This window comes from Luteimonas sp. A649, assembly GCF_054072735.1.
This window is the reverse complement of the sequence record NZ_JBSVRQ010000001.1, coordinates 876,083-898,124: the sequence shown is the minus strand read 5'-3', so window position 1 is coordinate 898,124 and position 22,042 is coordinate 876,083. Positions and strand designations below refer to the sequence as shown.

The 22,042-nt window shown below is 68.8% G+C and carries 20 protein-coding genes; 10 read left to right on the top strand and 10 right to left on the bottom strand.

What is annotated here, in order from left to right; all coding sequences use genetic code 11:
- The first annotated feature begins 1 nt into the window (after position 1).
- Positions 2-1,267 carry a phospholipase D-like domain-containing protein gene (locus ACW5E8_RS04230; protein WP_456965241.1) on the top strand — a complete coding sequence of 422 codons (1,266 nt, stop codon included), beginning with the start codon at positions 2-4 and terminating at the stop codon, positions 1,265-1,267.
- 202 nt (positions 1,268-1,469) lie between these two features.
- Here ACW5E8_RS04230 and ACW5E8_RS04225 read toward each other — a convergent pair whose 3' ends face one another.
- Entirely contained in the window at positions 1,470-2,996 is a 1,527-nt protein-coding gene (locus tag ACW5E8_RS04225) for a fumarate hydratase (protein ID WP_456964230.1), read from the bottom strand.
- A 92-nt stretch (positions 2,997-3,088) separates the two neighbouring features.
- Between ACW5E8_RS04225 and ACW5E8_RS04220 the strand changes: the two genes are divergently transcribed.
- The 7 genes from ACW5E8_RS04220 to ACW5E8_RS04190 all read left to right on the top strand — a co-directional run bounded on the left by ACW5E8_RS04220 (position 3,089) and on the right by ACW5E8_RS04190 (position 10,879).
- Complete coding sequence (locus ACW5E8_RS04220) at positions 3,089-3,679, top strand: RNA polymerase sigma factor (protein WP_456964229.1); 591 nt, start codon at positions 3,089-3,091, stop codon at positions 3,677-3,679.
- A complete protein-coding gene (locus tag ACW5E8_RS04215; RefSeq protein ID WP_456964228.1) occupies positions 3,676-4,365 on the top strand; it encodes a hypothetical protein in 690 nt (229 codons plus the stop codon). Before ACW5E8_RS04220 ends, ACW5E8_RS04215 begins: the two co-directional genes overlap by 4 nt.
- 15 nt (positions 4,366-4,380) lie before the next feature.
- Positions 4,381-5,262, top strand: coding sequence for a DUF4097 family beta strand repeat-containing protein (locus tag ACW5E8_RS04210; protein WP_456964227.1), 882 nt, complete (start codon positions 4,381-4,383; stop codon positions 5,260-5,262).
- A gap of 76 nt (positions 5,263-5,338) precedes the next feature.
- Positions 5,339-7,219, top strand: a complete 1,881-nt coding sequence (locus ACW5E8_RS04205) for an ABC transporter ATP-binding protein (RefSeq protein ID WP_456964226.1) — start codon at positions 5,339-5,341, stop codon at positions 7,217-7,219.
- Between the two features lie 50 nt (positions 7,220-7,269).
- Positions 7,270-8,079 carry a ferredoxin--NADP reductase gene (locus ACW5E8_RS04200; protein WP_456964225.1) on the top strand — a complete coding sequence of 270 codons (810 nt, stop codon included), beginning with the start codon at positions 7,270-7,272 and terminating at the stop codon, positions 8,077-8,079.
- A gap of 75 nt (positions 8,080-8,154) precedes the next feature.
- Positions 8,155-8,577, top strand: a complete 423-nt coding sequence (locus tag ACW5E8_RS04195) for a universal stress protein (protein ID WP_456964224.1) — start codon at positions 8,155-8,157, stop codon at positions 8,575-8,577.
- Between the two features lie 97 nt (positions 8,578-8,674).
- Positions 8,675-10,879: a M3 family metallopeptidase gene (locus ACW5E8_RS04190; RefSeq protein ID WP_456965240.1), complete on the top strand. Its 2,205-nt coding sequence runs from the start codon at positions 8,675-8,677 to the stop codon at positions 10,877-10,879.
- 82 nt (positions 10,880-10,961) lie between these two features.
- On the opposite strand, the gene ACW5E8_RS04185 is transcribed toward ACW5E8_RS04190, so the two are convergent.
- The 5 genes from ACW5E8_RS04185 to ACW5E8_RS04165 form a co-directional block, all read right to left on the bottom strand.
- Positions 10,962-11,807, bottom strand: coding sequence for a PdaC/SigV domain-containing protein (locus tag ACW5E8_RS04185; RefSeq protein WP_456964223.1), 846 nt, complete (start codon positions 11,805-11,807; stop codon positions 10,962-10,964).
- 144 nt (positions 11,808-11,951) lie between these two features.
- A complete protein-coding gene (locus tag ACW5E8_RS04180; protein ID WP_345295318.1) occupies positions 11,952-12,161 on the bottom strand; it encodes a cold-shock protein in 210 nt (69 codons plus the stop codon).
- Positions 12,162-12,420: 259 nt separating this feature from the next.
- Entirely contained in the window at positions 12,421-13,134 is a 714-nt protein-coding gene (locus ACW5E8_RS04175; RefSeq protein WP_456964222.1) for a pseudouridine synthase, read from the bottom strand.
- A gap of 58 nt (positions 13,135-13,192) precedes the next feature.
- Entirely contained in the window at positions 13,193-13,471 is a 279-nt protein-coding gene (locus tag ACW5E8_RS04170; RefSeq protein WP_456964221.1) for a GNAT family N-acetyltransferase, read from the bottom strand.
- A gap of 12 nt (positions 13,472-13,483) precedes the next feature.
- Entirely contained in the window at positions 13,484-14,350 is an 867-nt protein-coding gene (locus ACW5E8_RS04165) for a hypothetical protein (protein WP_456964220.1), read from the bottom strand.
- A gap of 207 nt (positions 14,351-14,557) precedes the next feature.
- Here ACW5E8_RS04165 and ACW5E8_RS04160 point away from each other — a divergent pair, with 207 nt between their 5' ends.
- Positions 14,558-14,743, top strand: coding sequence for a hypothetical protein (locus tag ACW5E8_RS04160; RefSeq protein ID WP_456964219.1), 186 nt, complete (start codon positions 14,558-14,560; stop codon positions 14,741-14,743).
- 1 nt (position 14,744) lies between these two features.
- On the opposite strand, the gene ACW5E8_RS04155 is transcribed toward ACW5E8_RS04160, so the two are convergent.
- Both ACW5E8_RS04155 and ACW5E8_RS04150 read right to left on the bottom strand, forming a co-directional pair.
- A complete protein-coding gene (locus ACW5E8_RS04155) occupies positions 14,745-15,347 on the bottom strand; it encodes a rhomboid family intramembrane serine protease (RefSeq protein WP_456965239.1) in 603 nt (200 codons plus the stop codon).
- An 11-nt stretch (positions 15,348-15,358) separates the two neighbouring features.
- Positions 15,359-16,996, bottom strand: coding sequence for a POT-type proton-dependent oligopeptide transporter (locus tag ACW5E8_RS04150; protein WP_456964218.1), 1,638 nt, complete (start codon positions 16,994-16,996; stop codon positions 15,359-15,361).
- Positions 16,997-17,117: 121 nt separating this feature from the next.
- Here ACW5E8_RS04150 and ACW5E8_RS04145 point away from each other — a divergent pair, with 121 nt between their 5' ends.
- Positions 17,118-18,926 (top strand): M14 family metallopeptidase, encoded by a 1,809-nt coding sequence (locus tag ACW5E8_RS04145; protein WP_456964217.1) that lies wholly within the window; start codon positions 17,118-17,120, stop codon positions 18,924-18,926.
- On the opposite strand, the gene ACW5E8_RS04140 is transcribed toward ACW5E8_RS04145, so the two are convergent.
- Complete coding sequence (locus tag ACW5E8_RS04140; protein WP_456964216.1) at positions 18,890-19,972, bottom strand: diguanylate cyclase; 1,083 nt, start codon at positions 19,970-19,972, stop codon at positions 18,890-18,892. The genes ACW5E8_RS04145 and ACW5E8_RS04140 overlap by 37 nt on opposite strands.
- Before the next feature lie 136 nt (positions 19,973-20,108).
- A complete protein-coding gene (locus ACW5E8_RS04135) occupies positions 20,109-22,022 on the bottom strand; it encodes an ATP-binding cassette domain-containing protein (RefSeq protein ID WP_456964215.1) in 1,914 nt (637 codons plus the stop codon).
- Positions 22,023-22,042: the final 20 nt, after the last annotated feature.

Sequence of the window (22,042 nt, the reverse complement as noted above, 5' to 3'; positions counted from 1 at the left end):
CATGGCGTGGACGATCGTGCTGACTGCCGCCATCACGGCGCTGGCCGTGGTGCTGGCGATGAACTTCTCCACGCCCGAGAAGAAGATCGAGCGCAAGATCGCGCACCGGCACGCGATCGCGGACCCGCAGTTCCGGCGCGAGATGTCGGTGCTGCTCGGCCCGGCCATCCTGCCCGGCAACCACGTCGTCGACTATGAGAACGGCGACGAAATCTTCCCGGCGATGCTCGAAGCCATCGCCTCGGCGCAGCAGACGATCACCTTCGAAACCTATATCTACTGGTCGGGCGACATCGGCCAGCGCTTCGCCGATGCGCTGTCCGAGCGCGCGCGCGCCGGCGTGGCCGTGCATCTGATGATCGACTGGGTGGGCAGCATCAAGATGGACGACGAGATGCTGGACGAGATGAAGGACGCCGGCGTGCTGGTCGAGCGTTATCGCCCGCTGCACTGGTACAACCTCGGCCGCATGAACAACCGCACCCACCGCAAGCTGCTGGTCATCGACGGCCGCGTCGGCTTCACCGGCGGCGTCGGCATCGCCGACCAGTGGACCGGCCACGCCCAGGATCCCGATCACTGGCGCGAGGCGCACTTCCGCATCGAGGGGCCGGCCGTGGCGCAGATGCAGTCGGCCTTCAACGACAACTGGATCAAGACCACCGGCACCCTGCTCAACGGCCCAGCCTATTTTCCGCCGCTGGAACCCGCCGGCGACATGGATGCGCACCTCTTCATTGCATCGCCCGCGGGCGGCAGCGAGAGCATGCATCTCATGTACCTGAGCGCGATCGCCGCTGCCGACCACACGATCGACCTCGCTGCTTCGTACTTCGTCCCCGACGAATTGATCACCAAGGCGCTGATCGCAGCACGCCAGCGCGGCGTCAAGGTACGGGTGGTGCTACCGGGCGAGCACATCGACTCCGAGACGGTGCGCCTGTCGTCGAAGGCCAGCTGGGGTCCGCTGCTGCAGGCGGGCATCGAGATCCACGAGTACGAGCCGACGATGCTGCACGTGAAGTTGCTGATCGTGGATGGTGAACTGGTCTCCCTCGGCTCCACCAACTTCGACATCCGCTCCTTCCGTCTCAACGACGAAGCCAGCCTCAACGTCTACAACCGCGACTTCGCGGCGCGCATGACCGAGGTCTTCGAGGCCGACCTCGAGCACGCAAAGCAGTATTCGTACGAGATGTGGGAACAGCGTCCGTTGCGCGAGAAACTCGCCGAGAAGTTCGTTCGGCCGCTTCGCTCCCAACTGTAGTTGGGCTTGGCGCTGTGGCGTGCGTCGGGGCCGCGACTGCGACGCGAAGCGTCGCCAACCCGCCCAACGGCCGCAGCGGGGGGGCGTGGGGTGCGCAACCGGCATAAGGACCACCACTGTGGTCAGCCGGCGGAGTACCCCACGCACTCTCCGCCGCCCGAAGCCCCAGCCGTAATAGCCTCCGCCGCCGTAGCCAGGCGGCTCAGGCGGTTTCGACCACCGTCAAAGGAATCATCCCGATGCGCGACTGCCACTCCCGCGGCCCGGTCTCGTGCACGGACTCGCCCGTGGAATCCACCGCCACCGTCACCGGCATGTCCTGCACCGTGAATTCGTAGATGGCCTCCATCCCCAGGTCTTCGAATGCGAGCACCTTTGCCGCCTTGATCGCCTTGGACACCAGGTAGGCCGAACCGCCCACCGCCATCAGGTAGGCCGACCTGTGCTTGCGGATCGCCTCGATCGCCGCCGGGCCGCGTTCGGCCTTGCCGACCATGCCGAACAGACCGGTTTCCGACAGGATCTGCTCGGTGAACTTGTCCATGCGCGTGGCCGTGGTCGGGCCGGCGGGGCCGACGACCTCACCGGCGACCGGGTCGACCGGACCAACGTAGTAGATGAAGCGGCCGGCCAGATCCACCGGCAGCGCCTCGCCCTTGTCGAGCATCTCGACCATGCGCTTGTGGGCGGCGTCGCGGCCGGTCAGGAGCCGGCCGTTGAGGAGCAGGGTCTCGCCCGGTTTCCACGAGGCGACCTCCTCGCGGGTGACCGTGTCGAGGTCGACGCGGCGGCCCTTGGAAGCGTCGTATGTGATCTGCGGCCAGTCTTCCAGCGAGGGCGGGTCCAGCATCACCGGGCCGCTGCCGTCCAGGGTGAAGTGTGCGTGGCGGGTTGCGGCGCAGTTGGGGATCATCGCCACCGGCAAGTTGGCGGCGTGGGTCGGGTAGTCCTTGATCTTGATGTCGAGCACCGTGGTCAGGCCGCCCAGGCCCTGGGCTCCGATGCCGAGCGCGTTGACACCCTCGAAGATCTCCAGGCGCATTTCTTCCAGCCGGTTCGACGGGCCGCGCGCCTTGAGGTCGACGATGTCGATCGGCTCCATCAGCGACTCCTTTGCCAGCAGCATCGCTTTCTCGGCGGTGCCGCCGATGCCGATTCCGAGCATGCCCGGCGGGCACCAGCCGGCGCCCATGGTCGGCACCGTCTTCAACACCCAGTCGACGACGGAGTCGGAAGGGTTGAGCATGGCGAACTTGGACTTCGCCTCCGAGCCGCCGCCCTTGGCGGCCACGATCACGTCGACCTTGGCGCCGGGCACTACCTTCACGTTGACGATCGCCGGGGTGTTGTCGCCGGTGTTGCGGCGCTTGCCGGCGGGGTCCGCCAGCACCGAGGCGCGCAGCTTGTTCTCGGGCAGGTTGTAGGCGCGACGCACGCCCTCGTTGACCATGTCTTCGACGCCCATGGTGGCATCCGACCAGCGCACGTCCATGCCGATCTCGAGGAAGACGGTGACGATGCCGGTGTCCTGGCAGATCGGGCGGTGGCCCTCGGCGCACATGCGCGAGTTGATCAGGATCTGCGCCATCGCATCCTTCGCGGCCGGGGATTCCTCGCGTTCGTACGCGGCCGCGAGGTTCCGGATGTAGTCCACCGGGTGGTAGTAGCTGATGTACTGCAGGGCGTCGGCGACGCTCTGGATGAAGTCCTGCTGGCGGATCTCGGTCACGGCGGGCTCGGAGTGCGGGCGTAGGCGCCCATTTTAAGCCGCGCCGGCCCGGGTGCTTAAACCTTTTGCCGCGACGCTGCATCCGACTGGGTATGCTCGATGCCGCCATGACCGATAGCCCGCAAGCCCCGGCCTCCGATGCCGGGGACGGCGACCACGCCCTGGCGCTGGCGGCAGCCGCCGGTGATACCGATGCCTTCGAGGCGCTCTACCGCCGCCATGCCGGCCGCGTTCACGGCGTGGTGTTGCGCCTGGCGGGCTGGCAGCGTGCCCGCGCCGAGGACCTGGTGCAGGAGGCCTTCCTGCGCGCCTGGCAGGCGCTGCCGCAGTGGCGCGGCGAAGCGGCCTTCGGCACCTGGCTGCATCGGCTGGCGGTGAACACCGCGCTGATGGACCTGCGTGCGCGGCGCGTGCGGCCGACGCTCGATGGCGATGACGACGCAGCGCTGGACGCCCTGCCCTCTACCGATGTCTCCGGCCACGGCACCGCCACGGCCATGGACCTCGGCAAGGCCGTCGCCACCCTGCCGCCCCGCGCGCGCGCCGTACTGGTGCTGCACGACATCGAAGGCTGGACCCACGGCGAGATCGCCGCCGCGCTGGACATGGCGGTCGGCAGCTCGAAGGCCCAGCTGCACCGCGCGCGCGGGCTGCTTCGCGCGCGACTTGGAGAGACCCCATGACCAGCGGCTCCCCCCGCCCCGACCACGACGACACGCCCCTGCCCCCGGACCTGGCTGCCGATCTCCGCGCCCTTCGTGGCGAGGTCCAGCCCACCCACGACCTGTGGCCGCGGATTGCCGCCCGCATAGCGCCGCGGGCGGACGCGTCAACATCCAGGTCCACGCCCCGGCCCGGAAAGGGGACTGGAACCGGGCCCGGATCCACGATCGCGGCGTCGGCCGGCCCGGCACGCCCGATTGCCGCGCGTCGCGACTGGCGCCGTTATTTCCGCCGCCGCAATGCCGGCTATGCCGCTGCGGCGACGGTAGTCCTGGCCGTCGCCGGCACCTGGCAGTTGCTGCCCGTGAAGACCGCGGTCGACCCCGCCGCCGACCCCACCAACGTGGTCGCCACCGCCGCCACGGCTGCCGGGGAAGCGCCGCTGCTGCGCGCCGCCGATGCCCTGGCCCGCGAATACCAGGGCGCCCTGCGCGAGGTCCAGGCCACGACGGGCAGCAGCACGGCGCGCGCCAGCGATGACCACGCGACCGCCGCGACGATGCCCGACGGGCTCGACGCCGAACTTGAACGCAGCGCCGTCGAAGTCCGCGCCGCGCTCGCCCGCGATCCCGATGCGCTGCACCTGTTCCACCGGCTGCAGCGCATCTATGCCCACCGCCTGGCGCTCAGCCTGCGCCAGGCCTGACCCGAGGAGTCATCCATGAACCGCCATCTCATCGGCCTTGCCCTTGCCGGCCTCGCCTTCCCCGCATTGGCCGCGACGCCGATCAACGAAACCCGCCCGCTCGACGCCCGCGGCGAAGTCGAGGTTTCCAACCTCAAGGGCCACATCGAAGTCCGCACATGGGACCGCAACGAGGTGCGCATCACCGGCAGCCTGGGCGAGGGCGTCGAGCGCCTGGAGATCGGGGACGGTGGAGCCAAGCTGGTGGTCCGCGCGCGCTACCCGCGAAACAGCCGCAACAGTGAACCGACCTCGCTGATCCTCGAGATCCCCCGCCACGCAAGCCTTGACGTCGATTCGGTCGCGGCCAACGTCGACGTGCAGGGCGTGGCCGGTGCCGAGCTGGAGATCGAAAGCGTCAGCGGCGACGTGGTCGCGGTCGGGGCGCCGCACAAGGCCAGCATCGACAGCGTCAGCGGCGACCTGAAGCTGACGCTCAACAGCCGCGACGTCGACATCGAGAGCGTCAGTGGCACGGTGTCGCTGCGCGGGCGCATCGCCGGCAGCATCCAGGCGGAGACCGTGTCCGGGAACATGGACATCGATACCCGTGGCGAGCGCCTGGCGCGGCTGGAGGTCAGCACCGTGTCCGGCGACACCGGTGTCCGCGGCGGCATCGCCGATGGCGCCCGCTTCAGCTTTGAATCCGTGAGCGGCGACATCCGCCTGGCACTCCCCGCCGACGCCTCCGCACGCGTGGAAGCCACCACCTTCAGCGGCGACATCGACGCCCCCGGTGCCAACGTGGTGCGCAAGCGCTACGGGCCGGGTGCCAGCCTCGAGCACAGCTACGGCACCGGCAGCGGCTCGATCGCCATCGAGACCTTTTCCGGCAGCGTGAAGCTGCTGCTTGACTGAGCTCCGCGAGGCCCGCGGCCAGGCGCCGCGGGCCGGGTAGTCGCGTCCTGCACGACAGTCGCGGCATGATGGCCCGATGTCGACCGCCACCCGCGCTGCAGCCGCCCCCGATCCGCAGGCAGGACGCCCCTCGTTCCGAGAGCGCCTGAACGCCCTTCGCAACCTGCCCCCGTTCCTGCGTGAGATCTGGCGCACCAGCCGCCCGCTCACGGTCGCCACCCTGGGCCTCCGCCTGATCCGGGCGCTGCTGCCGGTGGCGATGCTGTACCTGGGCAAGCTGATCATCGACGAAGCGATCCGCCTGGTCGGCACCGGCGTGATCGGCGACGGCTTCGCCCAGGCATGGGCCAGCGGCCAGCTCGACCACCTGGCGTGGCTGCTGGCGGCCGAGTTCGGGCTGGCGATCCTGTCCGACCTGCTCGGCCGCGTGGTGGCCTATTGCGACCAGGTGCTGTCGGAGATGTTCACCAACGCCGCCAGCGTGCGCCTGATGGAACACGCGGCCACGCTCGACCTCGAGGACTTCGAGGATCCCGAGCTGCAGGACAAGCTCGACCGGGCCCGCCGCCAGACCATGGGGCGCATGAACCTGATGGGGCAGCTGTTCGGCCAGGCCCAGGACATCGTCACCATCATCAGCTTCTCGGCCGGCCTGCTGGTCTATGCGCCATGGCTGATCCTGCTGCTTGCCATCGCGCTGATCCCCGCCTTCATCGGCGAGTCGCACTTCAACGCCCTGAACTACTCGCTCAACTTCCAGTGGACGGCGGAGCGGCGCCAGCTCGAATACCTGCGCCAGACCGGCGCCAGCGTCGACACCGCCAAGGAAGTGAAGATCTTCGGCCTGCACCACTTCCTGGTGGAGCGTTTCCGCACGCTGTCACAGGCCTTCCTGGTCGCGAACCGCAAGCTGGCGCGCAAGCGCGCCTTCTGGGGCACCCTGCTCGCTGCGCTGGGCACGGCGGGCTATTACGTGGCCTATGCCTATATCGCCTGGCGCACCGTGCACGGCGATTTCAGCATCGGCGACCTGACCTTCCTGGCCGGCAGCTTCCGGCGCCTGCGCCAGCTGCTGGAAGGCCTGCTGGTGGGCCTGTCGCAAGTCGCCGGCCAAGCGATGTTCTTGGACGACCTGTACTCGTTCTTCGAGATCCAGCCTGAAATCGTGTCGAAACCGGGCGCCGCGGCGATCCCGCGCCCGATCGCCACCGGCTTCGTGTTCGAAAACGTCGGCTTCCGCTATCCCGAGGCCACGCGCTGGGCGCTGCGCGGTGTCGACCTCGAGCTGCGCGCGGGCGAGGTGTTGGCCCTGGTCGGCGAGAACGGCGCCGGCAAGACCACGCTGGTGAAGCTGCTGGCGCGCCTGTACGACCCCGACGAAGGCCGGATCCTGCTCGACGGCCGCGACCTGCGCGACTACGACCTCGACGACCTGCGCGCCAACATCGGCGTGATCTTCCAGGACTTCGTGCGCTTCCACATGACTGCCGCCGAGAACATCGGTGTCGGCCAGATCGAAGCCATGGACGACCGCGCCCGCATCCAGGCCGCCGCCCGCCGCGCCATGGCCGAAGAAGTCATCGCCGGCCTGCCCGCCGGCTACGACCAAGTGATCGGCCGCCGCTTCAAGACCGGCGTGGACCTCTCCGGCGGCCAGTGGCAGAAGATCGCCATCGCCCGCGCCTACATGCGCGAGGCCCAGGTGATGATCCTCGACGAACCCACCGCCGCGCTGGACGCGCGCAGCGAGTACGAAGTGTTCCAGCGCTTCCGCGAGCTCTCCGACAACCGCACCGCGATCCTGATTTCCCACCGCTTCTCGAGCGTGCGCATGGCCGACCGCATCCTGGTGATGGCCGACGGCCGGATCGAGGCCAGCGGCACCCACACCGAGCTGATGGCCGCCAGCGGCCGCTACGCCGAACTCTTCGAACTCCAGGCCGCCGGCTACCGGTAGCTCCCGCGGCGTACAATAGGCAGGTTTCCCTCCCCGACCAAGATCGCCGCATGTCCTCCGCGTTTGGCACCGAGACGGTGCTGGACGTCCGTCACTGGACGGACGACTACTTCAGCTTCACCACCACCCGTGACGACGGTTTCCGTTTCGACAACGGCCAGTTCGTCATGATCGGACTGGACCTGCCGCGCCCCGAGGGCGGCAGCAAACCGCTGATGCGCGCGTACTCGATCGCCTCCGCGAACTGGGAAGAGCAGCTCGAGTTCTTCAGCATCAAGGTCGCCGAAGGCGCCCTGACCTCGCGCCTGCAGCATGTCAAACCGGGCGACGAAGTGCTGATCGGCCGCAAGCCCACCGGCACCCTGCTGATCAGCGACCTCCATCCCGGCCGCAACCTGTACCTGCTGGGCACCGGGACCGGCCTGGCGCCGTGGATGTCGATCATCAAGGACCCGGAGACCTACGAACGCTTCGAGCGCGTGGTGCTCTGCCATGGCGTGCGCCGCGAGGCCGACCTCTGCTACCGCGACTACATCGTCAACGAACTGCCGCGCCACGAACTGCTTGGCGACATCCTCGGCGAGCGCCTGCTGTACTACCCGGCAGTGACCCGCGAGGACTTCGTGTTCGACGGCCGCCCGCACCGCGGCCGCCTCACCGACCTGATGGCCAGCGGCCAGATGATGGCCGACCTCGGCCTGGAACCGCTGGATCCGGCCCGCGACCGCGCCATGGTCTGCGGCAGCCCGGCCATGCTCGCCGACTTCCGCACCCTGCTCGACGGCCGCGGTTTCACCCCGTCGATGCGCATCGGCGTGGTCGGCGACTATGTCTTCGAGCGCGCCTTCGTCGAGAAGTAAGCCCGCGCGCGCCGCGCCCGCGGGCCGGCCACCGCGTAGAATCCCGTGTTTACGCACCGAGTTGAGGACACCTGCATGAAGATCCTGGTCGCCGTCGACGGCAGTGAGATCAGCGTCCGCGCCGCCAAGCACGCCAACGTACTCGCCAGGAGTCTCGCCAAGCCGGCGAAGATCTTCCTGGTCGCGGTGGACGCGGCACCGTTCCCGGGCGTGGTGAGCAAGATCGGCAAGGAAACGATGGACAGGATCCACGCCGAGAACCACCAGCGCATGCTGGCGCCGGTGCGCAAGGCGCTCGCCCGCAGCAAGGCCGACGTGCGCGAACTGGCCGTGGTCGGCGAACCGGCCGAAGCCATCCTCGCCGCCGCACGCGACAACAAGGCGGACATCGTGGTGATGGGTTCCCACGGCCGAGGCTCGGTGAAGGGTCTCCTCCTGGGCTCGGTGTCGAGCAAGGTCATCGCCCAGACCGAACTGCCGGTCACCATCGTCCGCTGAAGAAACACGCCCATGCCATTCGTCACGGGAGGCCTCCGCCCGGGCGGGGTACCCTAGGGGACTCAGTCCTGCTAGGAACCACCCGATGAAGCATCCGCTGACGCTCGCCCTGGCCGTCGCCCTCGCCGGCGCCATGTCGCCCGCCCTTGCCCAGTCCACCCCCGATGCGGAGCCGGCCATGTCCGCCAGTGCCGACGCCCTCAAGGGCAATCCGTTCGCGGTCGAAAGCACGCTGCCGCTGCAGTACCCCCATTTCGACCGCATCCGCGACGAACACTTCGCCCCGGCCTTCGACGCCGGCATGGCGGAGCAGCTGGCCGAAGTGCGTGCGATTGCCGACAACCCCGAGCCGCCGACCTTCGAGAACACCATCCTGCCGCTGGAAACCAACGGCAAGACGCTGGGCCGCGCGATGCGCGTGTTCTTCAACCTGGTGGGCACCGACACCAACGACGCGCGCAAGAAGCTGCAGGCCGACTATTCGGCGAAGTTCGCCGCCCACCGCGACGCGATCTCGCTGGACCCGAAGCTGTTCGCGCGCATCAAGACGCTGCATGACAACCGTGCCGACCTGGGCCTGGACGCCGAAGGCGTGCGCCTGGTCGAGGAGTACTACAAGGACCTGGTGCGTGCCGGCGCCGCGCTGGACGAAACCCAAAAGGCGCGCCTGAAGGAGATCAACGGCGAGCTCGCGCAGCTCGGCACGACCTTCAGCCAGAACGTGCTGGCCGAGGTCAACGATTCCGCCGTGGTGGTCGATACCGCGGCCGAACTCGACGGCCTGACGCCCGAGCAGATCGAAGTCGCGGCCAATGCCGCCAAGGCCCGTGGCCACGAGGGCAAGTACGTCATCACCCTGCTCAACACCACCGGCCAGCCGCCGCTGCCGCAGCTGAACAACCGCGAGCTGCGCCAGCGCATCCACGAGGCCTCGGTCGTGCGCGGCGCGCGCGGCAACCAGTGGGACAACCGCGAGATCGTGGCCACCGTGCTGAAGCTGCGCGCCGAGCGCGCGAAGATGCTGGGCTTCGACACCTACGCCGATTACGTGCTCGACGGTGAAACCGCCAAGACCACGGACGCCGTGAACGCCATGCTCGGCCAGCTGGCCCCGGCCGCGGTGGCCAACGCCCGCAGCGAGGCCGCCAAGCTGCAGGCGATGATCGACGCCGAGCAGGCCGCCAAGGGCAAGCCGACCTTCCAGCTCGAAGCCTGGGACTGGGCCTACTACACCGAGAAGGTGCGCAAGGCCGAGTACGACTTCGACGAATCGCAGCTCAAGCCCTACCTGGAGATGAGGAACGTGCTGGAGAACGGCGTGTTCTTCGCCGCCACCCAGCTGTACGGCATCACCTTCAAGGAACGCACCGACCTGCCGAAGTACCACGCCGACACCTGGGTGTACGACGTGTTCAACGCCGACGGGAGCCCGCTGTCGATCTTCATCTTCGATCCCTACGCGCGCGACTCCAAGCGCGGCGGCGCCTGGATGAACTCCTACGTGTCGCAGTCGGGCCTCGAGGACACCCTGCCGGTGGTGGCCAACCACCAGAACATCCCGAAGCCGCAGGCTGGCCCGACCCTGCTGACCTGGGACGAGGTCACCACGATGTTCCACGAGTTCGGCCATGCGCTGCACGGCATGTTCTCCGACGTGAAGTACCCGTACTTCAGCGGCACCAGCGTGCCGCGCGACTTCGTCGAGTTCCCGTCGCAGGTCAACGAGATGTGGGCTGACTGGCCGTCGATCCTGGCCAACTACGCCAAGCACCACGAGACCGGCGAACCGATGCCGCAGGCGCTGCTGGACAAGGTGGTCGCGACCGCCAAGTTCAACCAGGGCTTCGCCACCACCGAGTACCTGGGCGCGGCGATGCTCGACCAGTACCTGCACCAGCTGCCGGCCGACAAGCTGCCCGCCGCAAAGGACGTGCTGGCGACCGAAGCCGCGGCGCTCGAGGCCGCTGGCCTGGACTTCGCCGCGGTGCCGCCGCGCTACCGCACCACGTACTTCAGCCACATCATGGGCGGCTACGCGGCCGGCTATTACGCCTACATCTGGTCCGAGGTGCTGGACGCCAACACCGTGGCCTGGATCGAGGAGAACGGCGGCCTGACGCGCGCCAACGGCGACCGCTTCCGCGCCACGCTGCTGTCGCAGGGCGGCAGCAAGGACGCGCTGCAGCTGTTCACGGACTTCTCGGGCAAGGATCCGGACATCCAGCCGCTGCTGGTGAAGCGGGGCCTGGACGGCGCCGTCGAGGACGGCGCGCCCCCGGCCGGGGCCACCCAGTCCGAGTAACAACGAGCCACATATCCTTCCCCCGCTCCGGCGGGGGAAGTTTTTCGGGGCCTGCAGTCATCAGCCTGCCGCGGGGCCGGCTTCAGCTGCTGGTGAACAGGGCCCGGTATTCCGGCGCCAGATGCGGCAGCAGCACGGCCGCCGGCACTTCGACCGTCTGCACGCCGTCCGAGTACGGCCCCACCTGGTAGGGCGGGAACACGAAGCGCAGCCCACGCAGGCGGCCACCGGTGCTCGGCACCGGCTCGAAGTGCGCGAAGTTCCCGGCCTCGGGCGCGGTGCCCTCGTCGATCATCCGGGCACCGGTACGCATCAGGCGGACGCGATCCTGCGGGTCGATGTCGTCCGCGTCCAGGCGTTGGGACAACGCCGCGTGCAGCGATTCGCGCACGAAGGCGGAAATGTCGTCCCAGCCCCCCTGCCCTTGGAACAAGGCCTCGGCCCGGAGCATCTCTCCGCGGGTGGGCAGCCAGGTGAAGCGCGCCACCAGGGGGTTGCCATGCGCACCACCGGTGTAGCTGGTGCCGGTGGCCTGCACGGCCACGATCTCGGGCGTCTCCATCACCATGTCGAAGGGCAGCGCGAGGTCATAGGGGGCAGCGGCGGCATCGGTCGACGTGGGTTCCCGCGCTTCCACCGCCTCCATGAGGTCGGTGCGTGCGGCGTCGGCATACCGCTGGAGTTCAGCGGCCAGTTCCGGATAGCGGTTGATCCCCGGCGGATAGCTGATGCCGATGATGTAGCGCGGGTCGGACTCCATCACGTCGTCAAGCACCACGGGGGAGTCCGCCTTCGAATCCGCGGAAGGCGGCGCTTGCGCGCTGCCGTCGACGGCATCGCCGGGCACCTCGGCCTCGCGGCGGCAGCCGGCAAGCGCGAGCGCCACCAGCAGCGCCAGCGGCACGATGCGATAGCGGATACGGCTCATCCGGGAACTCCCCCTGTCCAGTGCACGAGGCGCACAGGCTAGCGGCCCGCGCGTGATGCCGACGCTCACGCAACGGCCCGCGCGCCGCACACGAAAAAGCCCCGGACGTTGCCGTCCGGGGCTCTTGGTCCAGCGGTGCGAGCCTTACTCGGGCTGCACTTCGTCGGCCTGCAGGCCCTTCTGGCCCTGCACAACCTTGAACGAAACCTTCTGGCCTTCCTGCAGCGACTTGAAGCCGGTGCCCTGGATCGAACGGAAGTGGACGAAGAGGTCCTGGCCGCTCTCGGGGGTGATGAAGCCGAAGCCCTTGGCGTCGTTGAACCACTTGACGGTGCCGGTCTGACGATCGGACATGGTGTTACTCCTTGGAACAGTTTTTGAAATGGCACGGTCCGCCCGGCGGATCCGAGACTGCGAAGCAAGGGGTAACACAGGAACGATGGAGCGGATCGTCGGACGCAGCCGTTGCCGGCCTTGAAACCTTTGATCTACCGCACCGGAGCCACGATGTACCGTGATCCCGCTTTGAACAGTGGGCGAACCATACCCTACTTTCCATTGCAAATGTGAATTGCCGCCGGCCGTTCATCGGCAGCCCGGGCCATTCAGTCCCCTACCACCCCTCGTGGCGTGGCAGCAGGGCGGCCAGTTCGGCGTCGCCCAAGTTGCGCCAGCCCCCCGGCTTGAGGTGCCCCAGCTTGACCGGACCGATGCGGACCCGGACCAGCCGCTTCACCCGATAGCCGAAATGCGCGGCCATCAGGCGGACCTGGCGGTTGAGCCCCTGCACCAGGGTGACCCGGACTCCATAGCGGCCGAGCTTGCCGGTCCGGCATGGCAGGGTGAGCTCGCCGTGCACCGGCACCCCGCGGGCCATGCCGCGCACGAACTCGTCGGTGACGGGGTTGTTCACCGCCACCAGGTACTCCTTCTCGAGCTTGTTTTCCGCGCGCAGGATGGCGTTGACGATGTCGCCGTTGCTGGTCAGCAGGATCAGGCCTTCGGAATCCTTGTCCAGGCGGCCGATCGGGAAGATCCGCTCCTGGTGGTCGACGAAGTCGGTGATGTTCCCCGCGACACCGGTGTCGGTGGTGCAGGTGATGCCGACCGGCTTGTACAGCGCGATATAGACGTGGCGGCGCTTGCCGGGCGCGGCGCTTCGCGCGCGCAGGGGACGGCCGTCGAGGAGGACCTCGTCGCCCTCGCCCACCTCGGCGCCGATCCCGGCGCGCTGGCCGTTGACCGTCACCCGGCCCTCGCCGATGAGGCGGTCGGCCTCGCGACGCGAGCATGCGCCGGTCTCGCTGATGTGCTTGTTCAGGCGCATGGGTGGCAGATAGACCTCGAAAAGGGGCGCAAGTCTGCCAGATTGCGCGCCCGGCCGTTCACTCCAGCAGGTCGGCGTACTCCGCGTGCCGCTTCACCCAGGCCTCGGCATAGTTGCACAGCGGCCGGACCTTCCAGCCCTCCGCCCTGGCGTGGTGGAAGGCCGCCTCGACCAGCTTTCCGGCAATCCCGCGCCCGCCGATCGCCTCGGGCACATGGGTGTGGGTGATGTGCATGATGCCGTCGGCCATCTCGTAATCGAGGTTGGCGACGTGGCCCTCGACCTCGGTCACGAAGCGACCCGGGATGCCGTGGTGGGTGATATCGGGTCCGCTCATCTGCGTGTCTCCTTACTCGCTGCCGCCATTGCGATGGTCGCGCTTGCCCTGGTTGCGGCGATCTCGCGTGGAGATGCTGCCATGGATCGGGACCAGCCGCGCCTCGCCCGCGTGCAGTTCCTTGGCCTTGCTGGCGGCCTGCGGCGACTGGTAGCCGGGTTCCGGGGTGTGGTCGGCGACGGGGTCCAGCGACTGCCACGGCTGCGGCGTGCGGTCGCGCTCATGCTTGGCCTCGAGCAGGCTGCGGGTGTTCTCGAGCGCCCGCTCCGGGGTCAGGGCGCGGCGCGAGGCGCGCTTTTTCGCCGGTATCTTTTTCACGGCGGGCTTTCTGGTGGTGGCCTCCTTCGTGGCGGCCCCGGCCCCGGTCGCGGCCTTCCTGGCCACCACCTTCTTCGACGCGGACTTGCCGGACGCAGCTTTCGCAGCCTTCGCAGCCACCGTCGCCTTCTTTGCAGGCGCGTTCTTTGCAGCGGCCTTCTTCGTGGCGGCCCCGGTTCCTGTCGCGGCCTTCCCGGCCACCTTCGCGGGCGCCTTCTTTGCGGGTGCCTTCGTCGCCTTCTTCGCCGCCTTCTTCGCCATCACCGCCGGTGCGTCGCGGCGCGCCTCGACGAATCGCTGCAGCAGTTCGACCAGCAGCGCCTCCTTGCGGGCCGTGCGCGCGGCGATGCCGTCGGCCTTGCCCTCGCCACGCTTGCGCGCCGCCAGCCGCTGGCGCTTCAGCAGGTCGCGCGCCCGGTCGCGCGCGGCCCGCGTGCGTTCGACCCGCCCGGCCAGCGCAGGGCGATCCAGGCGGCGCAGGGCGTTGGCGCGGCTGTCGTCGAACAACGCCATCTCCGACTTGTTGAGCAGGGCGCTCGCTTGGGCACGGGTGAAGGCCATCTGCACTCTCCATATTGGGGATGTGCCAATGGGTATCACGGCAGGGATTCAGGCGCGGTGAGCGGCGCCAACCCGCGTCGATTGCCGCCGGACGGTGCGCGCGACTGACCAAACGCGTCACCCGCCGCCCTTGGACCGACGGCCCCGGAGCGGTTGGCACGCTTGATGCATGCACTACGGGCACGCACCCAACGTATGGAGACCACCATGCCGCCCATCGCCGACACCAGCGCCGGACACGAGGCCGTCACCCGCCTGTTCGACCTCGTCCGTTCCGGGGACGTGGACAACGTCGAATTCAACCAGCTCGACTCACTGGTCTATTCGCGCCTGCTCGAGACCTACGCCTGCGACCAGGGCGGGCTGGGCTGCGGCGGCGAGTCGATCTCCTGAGTCAGGACATCGGGGACATGAGCCGCGCGAGGAAGACACTGACCACGCGCGGCTCCATCATCACCGTGAAAAGCAGGCCGTAGCCCGCGCCCCAGAGATGGGCGCTGTGGTTGATGTTGTCGCCGCCCCGGCGATCCATCCAGATCGAGTAGCCGACGTACAGCACGGCATAGACGATCGCCGGCACCGGGATGAAGAACACGAAGATCAGTGCCCAGGGCTGCACCAGGATGAAGGCGAACAGCACCGCCGATACCGCGCCCGACGCGCCCAGGCTGCGGTAGTTCGGATCGCGGCGGTGGCGCAGGTACGTCGGCAGGATCGCCACGACGATCGCCGACAGGTAGAACAACGCGAAGCCGATCGGGCCGATATAGGGCGCGAACATCCGTTCGACGTGGCGCCCGAAGAAGTACAGCGTGATCATGTTGAACAACAGGTGCTGCCAGTCGGCGTGCACGAAGCCGTGCGTGACCAGGCGGTCGTACTGGCGATGCCGTTCGATCGCCGGCGGCCACAACAGCAGCCGGTCGAGCAGGCGCCGGTTGCCAAAGGCCTGCCACGAGACCAGCACAGTCAGCGCCAGGATCGCCAGGGTGACCATGCCCCCGCCGCTCATGCCGCCACTCCGCCGGAGACGCGGTAGTTGTCCTGCATCGGGTATCTGCGCGCATAGGCCGCGAACGCCAGCGCCGCCACGAACGCGAACAGTGCGAAGAAGAACATCAGGAACGCGTTCTCGCTGAGCCCCGTGGAGGCGATAGCCGACGTCACCGCATCGTTGCGCACACCGGCATTGGTCAGCAGCACCCAGAGGCTGCCGAAGGTGCTGGTGAGGTACCAGAACGCCATGATCACGCCCTTCATCGCGTGCGGCGCCTGGCTATAGGCGAACTCCAGCGCGGTGGCCGAGACCAGCACCTCGCCGAAGGTCAGCAGCAGGTAGGGCAGGCTCTGCCATGCCAGCGAGACCTCGGCGCCGCCGTCGAGCCACAGCTGCAGCACGCCGGCGGCGATCCAGGCGACGCCCGAGAACACGATGCCCCAGCCCATCCGGCGCAGCGCGGTGACGGTAAAGCCCATCCGGCGCAGCAGCGGGTACAGCACCAGGTTGTTGAACGGGATCAGCAGCATGACCAGCAGCGGGTTCAGCGCCTGCATCTGCGCCGCTTCCTTCACCAGCCAGCTCGGCCACCACCAGGCGGCGTGCGGGATCAGCATCGCGTTGCCCTGGATGATCCAGGTCGATGCCTTCTGGTCGAACAGCGACCAGAACGGCGTCACCAGCGCGAACACGATCAGGATCCGCAGCACCGCTCGCACGCCGTCGACCGCCGCGTCGGGGTGCAGGCCCCGCGCGCGCTCGAGCTGGAGCGACGCGCCCCAGCCGACGCAAGCGATCACCACGCCCAGCGCCAGGCACGCGGTGATGACGAAGCCGAAGGAGTCCGGCCAGGGCAGCGGCACGCCAATCGCGTCCAGCGCCCACAGGGCCAGCATCAGCACCGCGAGCGTGATGCCCGCGCGCGCGATCAGCGTGCCGGAGCCGCCCTGCCCTGCGCTGCCCCGCAGCGCGGTGCGCACGACGTTGAGGAAGGAATCGGGATCGCGCCCAGACGGCGGCACGTTGACGTACTCCTTGCGGCCCAGCCAGAACACGACGGTGGCAATGAGCATCAGAACGCCCGGCACGCCGAAGGCCACCGCCGGCCCGTAGCTGCGCAGCAGCAGCGGCGCCAGCAGCGAGGCGAAGAACGAGCCGAAGTTGATGATCCAGTAGAAGGCGTCGAAGACCACCTTCGCCTTCGACTTGTTGGTCTGGTCGAACTGGTCGCCGCAGAACGAGACCACCAGCGGCTTGATGCCGCCCGAGCCCAGCGCGATCAGGAACAGGCCGGTGTAGAAGCCGTTGCGGCTGTCCTCGAACAGCGCCAGGCAGGCGTGGCCCGCGACGTAGATCAGCGAGAACCACAGCACGGTGTTGTACTTGCCGAAGTAGCGATCCGACAGCCAGCCGCCGAGCAGCGGGAAGAAATACACGCCGATGACGAAGCTGTGGAAGATGTCCTTGGCGGCGCCCTCGCGCTCCGGGCCCGCGGGCAGGTAGGCCAGCAGCATCGAGCTGATCAGGAACGGGATGAGGATGTTCCTCATGCCGTAGAAGCTGAAGCGCTCGCAGGCTTCGTTGCCGATGATGTAGGCGATCTGGCGCGGCATCCTGCCGGCGTCGGGGGCAACGGGTGCTGTGCTCATGCGGGTCGGCTGTCTTGCGGTCGAAAGCGTGAAGGCTAGCGTATCCATGGCCCCCGCGCTTTGGCCGGAAGCCATGGGCCGGGCATCATGGGCGACCTTGCCGCCCTCCGATGCCCACGCCATGTCGCGATCCCTCGTTGCCGCCCTGCCCCTGGTCCTGCTGCTGGCCGTCGCGGTCGCACCCCTGGCCGCTGCCCATCAGGCACCCGCCCCGTCCGCCAAGAGCCCGCCGCCGTTGTCCACGATCGCGGAACGCTCGGGATTCCTACGCACCGGCCGCTACGAGGAGGTCGCCAACCTCTGCACCACGTTCGCGCAGCGCTACCCCGATGCGGTCCGCTGCATCGACTTCGGCACCACCCCCGAGGGGCGACCGATGAAGGCCCTGGTGGCTTCGCGCAGCGGCGCGCTGACGCCCGAAGCCGCGCGCGCGGCGGGGCTGCCGGTGCTGCTGGTCCAGGGCGGCATCCATGCCGGCGAGGTGGACGGCAAGGACGCCGGCTTCCTGGCCCTGCGCCAGGCGCTCGATGGCGAGGCCGCCGCCGGCACGCTGGAGAAGCTGGTGCTGGTCTTCGTGCCGGTGTTCAACGTCGACGGCCACGAGCGCTTCGGGGCCTGGAACCGCCCCAACCAGCGCGGCCCCGAGGAGATGGGCTGGCGCACCACGGCGCAGAACTACAACCTCAACCGCGACTACCTGAAGGCCGACGCACCGGAGATGCGGGCAATGCTCGCCCTGGTGGAGGCCTGGGATCCGATCGCGACCGTCGACCTGCACGCCACCAACGGCGCCCAGTTCGAGCACGACATCTCGGTCCAGATCGAGCCCCTGCACTCCGGAGACGCGGAGCTGGCCGGCGCCGGCCTGGCACTGCGCGACGCGCTGCTCGCCGATCTCGCCGCACAGGGCTCGCTGCCGCTGCCTTTCTACCCCTCGTTCGAAACCTATGACGACCCCGCCTCGGGCATCGTCGACGGCGTCTCGCCGCCCCGGTTCTCGCACGGCTATTTCCCGCTGCGCAACCGCTTCGGGATCCTGGTCGAGACCCATTCCTGGAAGGAGTACCCGGTCCGGGTGGGCATCACCCGCAACCTTGTCATCGGGATGCTGGAGCAGACCGCCGCGCACGGCCGGGAATGGCTGGATATCGCCGCCGCCGCGGATGCGCGCGCGAGCGCGCTCGCCGGCCAGGACGTGCCGCTGGACTACGTCGCCACCGACCGCGTGCGCACCGTCGACTTCCGGGGCTACGCCTGGACGCGGACGCCGTCCGAGATCTCCGGCGCACCGGCCACGCGCTACGACGAAGCCACGCCCCAGGTCTGGAAGATGCCCCTGCGCGACGAGATCGTGCCCGGCCGCAGCGTGACCGCACCGGCCGCCGGTTACATCGTGCCGGCGCGGCATGCCGACCTGGCCTCGCGCTGGCTGGACGTGCACGGGGTGCAGTACCGCCGGCTGGAGTCACCGCTCACCGGCGCGGCACTGGAAACATTCCGCGCCGACGCCACCCGCCTGGCCGCCGCTTCCACGGAGGGCCACCAGCGGCTTGAGCTGGACGGCGAATGGCGGCCCGAGACCCGCGACCTCGCGGCGGGGGCGCTGTTCGTTCCCATTGCCCAGCCGCGCGCACGCCTGGCGATGGCGATCCTCGAACCGCAGGCACCGGACTCGATGGCAGCCTGGGGCAGGTTCAACAACGCGTTCGAGCGCAAGGAATACATGGAGGCGTACGTCGCCGAAGCGGTCGCCGCCGAGATGTTGCGCGACCGCGCCGTACGCGACGCCTTCGAGGCCCGGCTCGCGGAGGATCCCGCGTTTGCCGCCAGCCCGGGGGCGCGACTGGACTGGTTCTACCGCCGCCACGCCAGCTGGGACGAGCGCTTCGGCCTCTACCCCGTCTTCCGCACCGCCAGCGCGCCGCGCTGAGGGCAGTCCGGCTCGACCCGGTTCCGGCCACCGGCCTTCGCCCGGTACATCGCCGCATCCGCGCGCTGGAGCCACTCGTCGGCGGTGATGACTGAGAGGTCGACCTCCGCCAGGCCGATGCTGAGCGTGCACTCCAGCGCCGCTGCTTCGGCCGGCCGCTGGTCGAGGAAGGCGATGCGCACGCGCTCGGCCACGCGCATCGCGCCCACCAGGCTGGTCTCGGCCAGCAGCACCCCGAATTCGTCGCCGCCGTAGCGCGCCGGGGTGTCGATGTCGCGGGTGCAGGCGGCCAGCACGCCGGCGACGCTGCGCAGGACCTCGTCACCGACGACGTGACCGTGGTTGTCGTTGACCGCCTTCAAGTTGTCGACGTCCACCAGCATCAGCACGGCGGGCCTGCGCGTGCGCGCGTGGCGTGCGAGCTCCGCGATCAGCGCTTCGTTCCAGCCACGGCGGTTGCGAAGCCCGGTGAGCACGTCGATGCGGTTGAGGCGTTCGAGCTGGCGGTTCTTGGCGGCCACGCTGCCCCCAAGCGCATAGGCGATCGTGGCCAGCGCCACCGGGTAGACGAACAGGAACGGAAGCGTGGCCAAGACCACCGGCATGCTGCTGTGAAGCTGCACCGGGAACCCAAGCGCAGCGGAGACCAGTACGCAGGCCGCCACCAGCGCGGGCGCGGTGCGGCCCAGGAAGCGCCAGCCGCCCACGGCGACCTTGTCCGTGGTCACCATCGCCAGCAGCACCGCGCTCGGCACCAGGTTGACCTCCATGATCGCGATCCAGGCGCCCGCGGCCGCGGAATCAAACACCAGGTGGCGATGCGCGGCATGCGCGGGGTCCGCCGAGCGCAGCATCAGCCAGCGTGCCAGCAGTGGCCAGGCGAAGCCGTTGAATGCCCAAAAGGCCCAGATCCACGGCGTTGCGTCATTGGATGCAAGCACGGAGGCCACCAGCAGTGCCGACAACGCTCCCCCGAGCGTACGCATCTGGTGGACGCGTCCAGCGAAACGCAGTTCACGCTCGCGCACGTTGGCTGGGTCGGACAATTGCATCATCTCAGGGTGGCCGCTATCCGCGCCGCCAGCAAGTGCGCGCGCCAAGGCGCGAACGCAATCCTGAACTGCGTCACGCTCCTGCTGCGGTCGATGCCGTCCATCCCTGCTCGCCTTGCGACCCGCGGCGTCAGGCGGACGACGCGTCGAGCGCTTCCCAGCGTGCGTACGCGCCGTCGAGTTCCGCCTGCACGTCCGCCATCGCCGCGTTGTGTGCGGTGATGGCGGCGCCTTCCCCGCGGAAGAACGCCGGATCGGCCAGCTTCGCGGTCATTTCAGCCAGCCGCGTTTCCAAGGCCTCGATCCGCGCAGGCAGCTGCTCGAGTTCCCGCGCCTCCTTGAAGCCGAGCTTGCGTCGCGCCGGCTCCGCCGCGACCGGGGGCGCAACGCTGGCGGGGGGGCTGGCGGCGTCGACACGCGCTGGCGCTCCGGCACCGGCACCTGTCGCCTGACCGCCCTGCGGCTTCTGCCGCAGCCAGTCGCTGTAGCCGCCAACGTATTCGCCGATGCGGCCTTCGCCACCGTCCTGCATCACGATCGTGGAAGTCACCACGTTGTCGAGGAAGTCGCGGTCGTGGCTGACCAGCAGCAGCGTGCCCGGATACTCGCCCAGCAGCTCTTCAAGCAGCTCCAGGGTCTCGACGTCGAGGTCGTTGGTCGGTTCGTCCATCACCAGGAGGTTGGACGGCTGCGCGAACAGTTTGGCCAGCAGCAGGCGGTTGCGCTCGCCGCCGGACAGGCGGGTGATCGGCGCGCGCGCGCGTTCGGGGGTGAACAGGAAGTCCTGCAGGTAGCCGATGACGTGCTTGCGCTTGCCCCCGACCTCGACGAAATCCTGGCCCTCGGCCACGTTCTCAAGCGCGTTCCAGTCCTCGCGCAGGGTGGCGCGGTACTGGTCGAAATAGGCCACCTGCAGCTGCGTGCCGATGCGGATCTCGCCGGCCTGCGGCTGCAGCTGGCCGAGCAGCAGCTTCAGCAGCGTGGTCTTGCCGCTGCCGTTGGCGCCGATGAGGCCGATGCGGTCGCCGCGCATGATGGTGGTGGAGAAGTCGCGCACCAGCGGGCGGCCATCGAACGCGAACGACACCTCTTTCGCCTCGATCACCTTCTTGCCCGAGGAGCCGGCCTGCGCGGTGTCCATGCGCACGTTGCCCGTCTGCTCGCGGCGCGCGGCGCGCTCATTGCGCATCGCCTCGAGCCGGCGCACGCGGCCTTCGTCGCGGGTGCGACGCGCCTTGATGCCCTGGCGGATCCACACCTCCTCCTGGGCCAGCAGCTTGTCGAAGCGCGCGTTTTCCTGCGCCTCGGCGTTGAGCCGCTCTTCCTTGCGGCGCAGGTAGTTGTCCCAGTCGCCGGGCCAGCTGGTCACCTGCCCACGGTCGATCTCGACGATCCGCGTGGCCAGCTGGCGCAGGAAGCGCCGGTCATGGGTGATGAACACCAAGGCGCCGCTCCAGCCCTTGAGGAAGCCTTCCAGCCAGTCGATCGCGGCGATGTCGAGGTGGTTGGTCGGCTCGTCGAGCAGCAGGACATCGGGCGCCGACACCAGCGCGCGCGCCAGCAGCACGCGGCGCTTCATGCCGCCGGACAGGCGAGCGAAGGCAGCATCGCCGTCGAGGTCCAGCCGCGCGAGGGTTTCGACCACGCGCTGGTCCAGGCTCCAGCCGTCGGCGGCCTCGATGCGCTCCTGCACCGCGGCCAGGCGGTCCATGTCGACGTCATCGGCGTGGATCAGGTGGTGGTACTCGGCCAGGTCCGCACCGATGCCGCCAAGGCCCTCGGCCACGACGTCGAACACGCTGCCGTCGGCCGAAGCCGGGACTTCCTGCTCCAGCCGCGCCACGCGCACCGCGCCTTCGCGGCGGACCTCGCCGTCGTCGGGTTTGAGTTCGCCGTCGAGCAGGCGCAACAGGGTGGATTTGCCGGCGCCATTGCGGCCGATCAGAGCGATACGCTCGCCGGCGTCGATCGCGAGGTCGACGCGTTCGAGCAGGAGCGGGCCGCCGACGCTGTAGTCGACGGCATTGAGGGTCATCAGGGGCATCCGCATATTCTACCGGTGCG

Bases quoted from the DNA above. Each gene is read 5' to 3' on its own strand.
- ACW5E8_RS04210 (WP_456964227.1), top strand. From the start codon at position 4,381: ATGAACCGCCATCTCATCGGCCTTGCCCTTGCCGGCCTCGCCTTCCCC.
- ACW5E8_RS04165 (WP_456964220.1), bottom strand. From the start codon at position 14,350: ATGGCCTTCACCCGTGCCCAAGCGAGCGCCCTGCTCAACAAGTCGGAG.
- ACW5E8_RS04150 (WP_456964218.1), bottom strand. From the start codon at position 16,996: ATGAGCACAGCACCCGTTGCCCCCGACGCCGGCAGGATGCCGCGCCAG.
- ACW5E8_RS04155 (WP_456965239.1), bottom strand. From the start codon at position 15,347: ATGGTCACCCTGGCGATCCTGGCGCTGACTGTGCTGGTCTCGTGGCAG.
- ACW5E8_RS04195 (WP_456964224.1), top strand. From the start codon at position 8,155: ATGAAGATCCTGGTCGCCGTCGACGGCAGTGAGATCAGCGTCCGCGCC.
- ACW5E8_RS04215 (WP_456964228.1), top strand. From the start codon at position 3,676: ATGACCAGCGGCTCCCCCCGCCCCGACCACGACGACACGCCCCTGCCC.
- ACW5E8_RS04200 (WP_456964225.1), top strand. From the start codon at position 7,270: ATGTCCTCCGCGTTTGGCACCGAGACGGTGCTGGACGTCCGTCACTGG.
- ACW5E8_RS04180 (WP_345295318.1), bottom strand. From the start codon at position 12,161: ATGTCCGATCGTCAGACCGGCACCGTCAAGTGGTTCAACGACGCCAAG.
- ACW5E8_RS04220 (WP_456964229.1), top strand. From the start codon at position 3,089: ATGCTCGATGCCGCCATGACCGATAGCCCGCAAGCCCCGGCCTCCGAT.
- ACW5E8_RS04145 (WP_456964217.1), top strand. From the start codon at position 17,118: ATGTCGCGATCCCTCGTTGCCGCCCTGCCCCTGGTCCTGCTGCTGGCC.
- ACW5E8_RS04230 (WP_456965241.1), top strand. From the start codon at position 2: ATGGCGTGGACGATCGTGCTGACTGCCGCCATCACGGCGCTGGCCGTG.
- ACW5E8_RS04170 (WP_456964221.1), bottom strand. From the start codon at position 13,471: ATGAGCGGACCCGATATCACCCACCACGGCATCCCGGGTCGCTTCGTG.
- ACW5E8_RS04160 (WP_456964219.1), top strand. From the start codon at position 14,558: ATGCCGCCCATCGCCGACACCAGCGCCGGACACGAGGCCGTCACCCGC.
- ACW5E8_RS04135 (WP_456964215.1), bottom strand. From the start codon at position 22,022: ATGCCCCTGATGACCCTCAATGCCGTCGACTACAGCGTCGGCGGCCCG.
- ACW5E8_RS04205 (WP_456964226.1), top strand. From the start codon at position 5,339: ATGTCGACCGCCACCCGCGCTGCAGCCGCCCCCGATCCGCAGGCAGGA.
- ACW5E8_RS04185 (WP_456964223.1), bottom strand. From the start codon at position 11,807: ATGAGCCGTATCCGCTATCGCATCGTGCCGCTGGCGCTGCTGGTGGCG.
- ACW5E8_RS04175 (WP_456964222.1), bottom strand. From the start codon at position 13,134: ATGCGCCTGAACAAGCACATCAGCGAGACCGGCGCATGCTCGCGTCGC.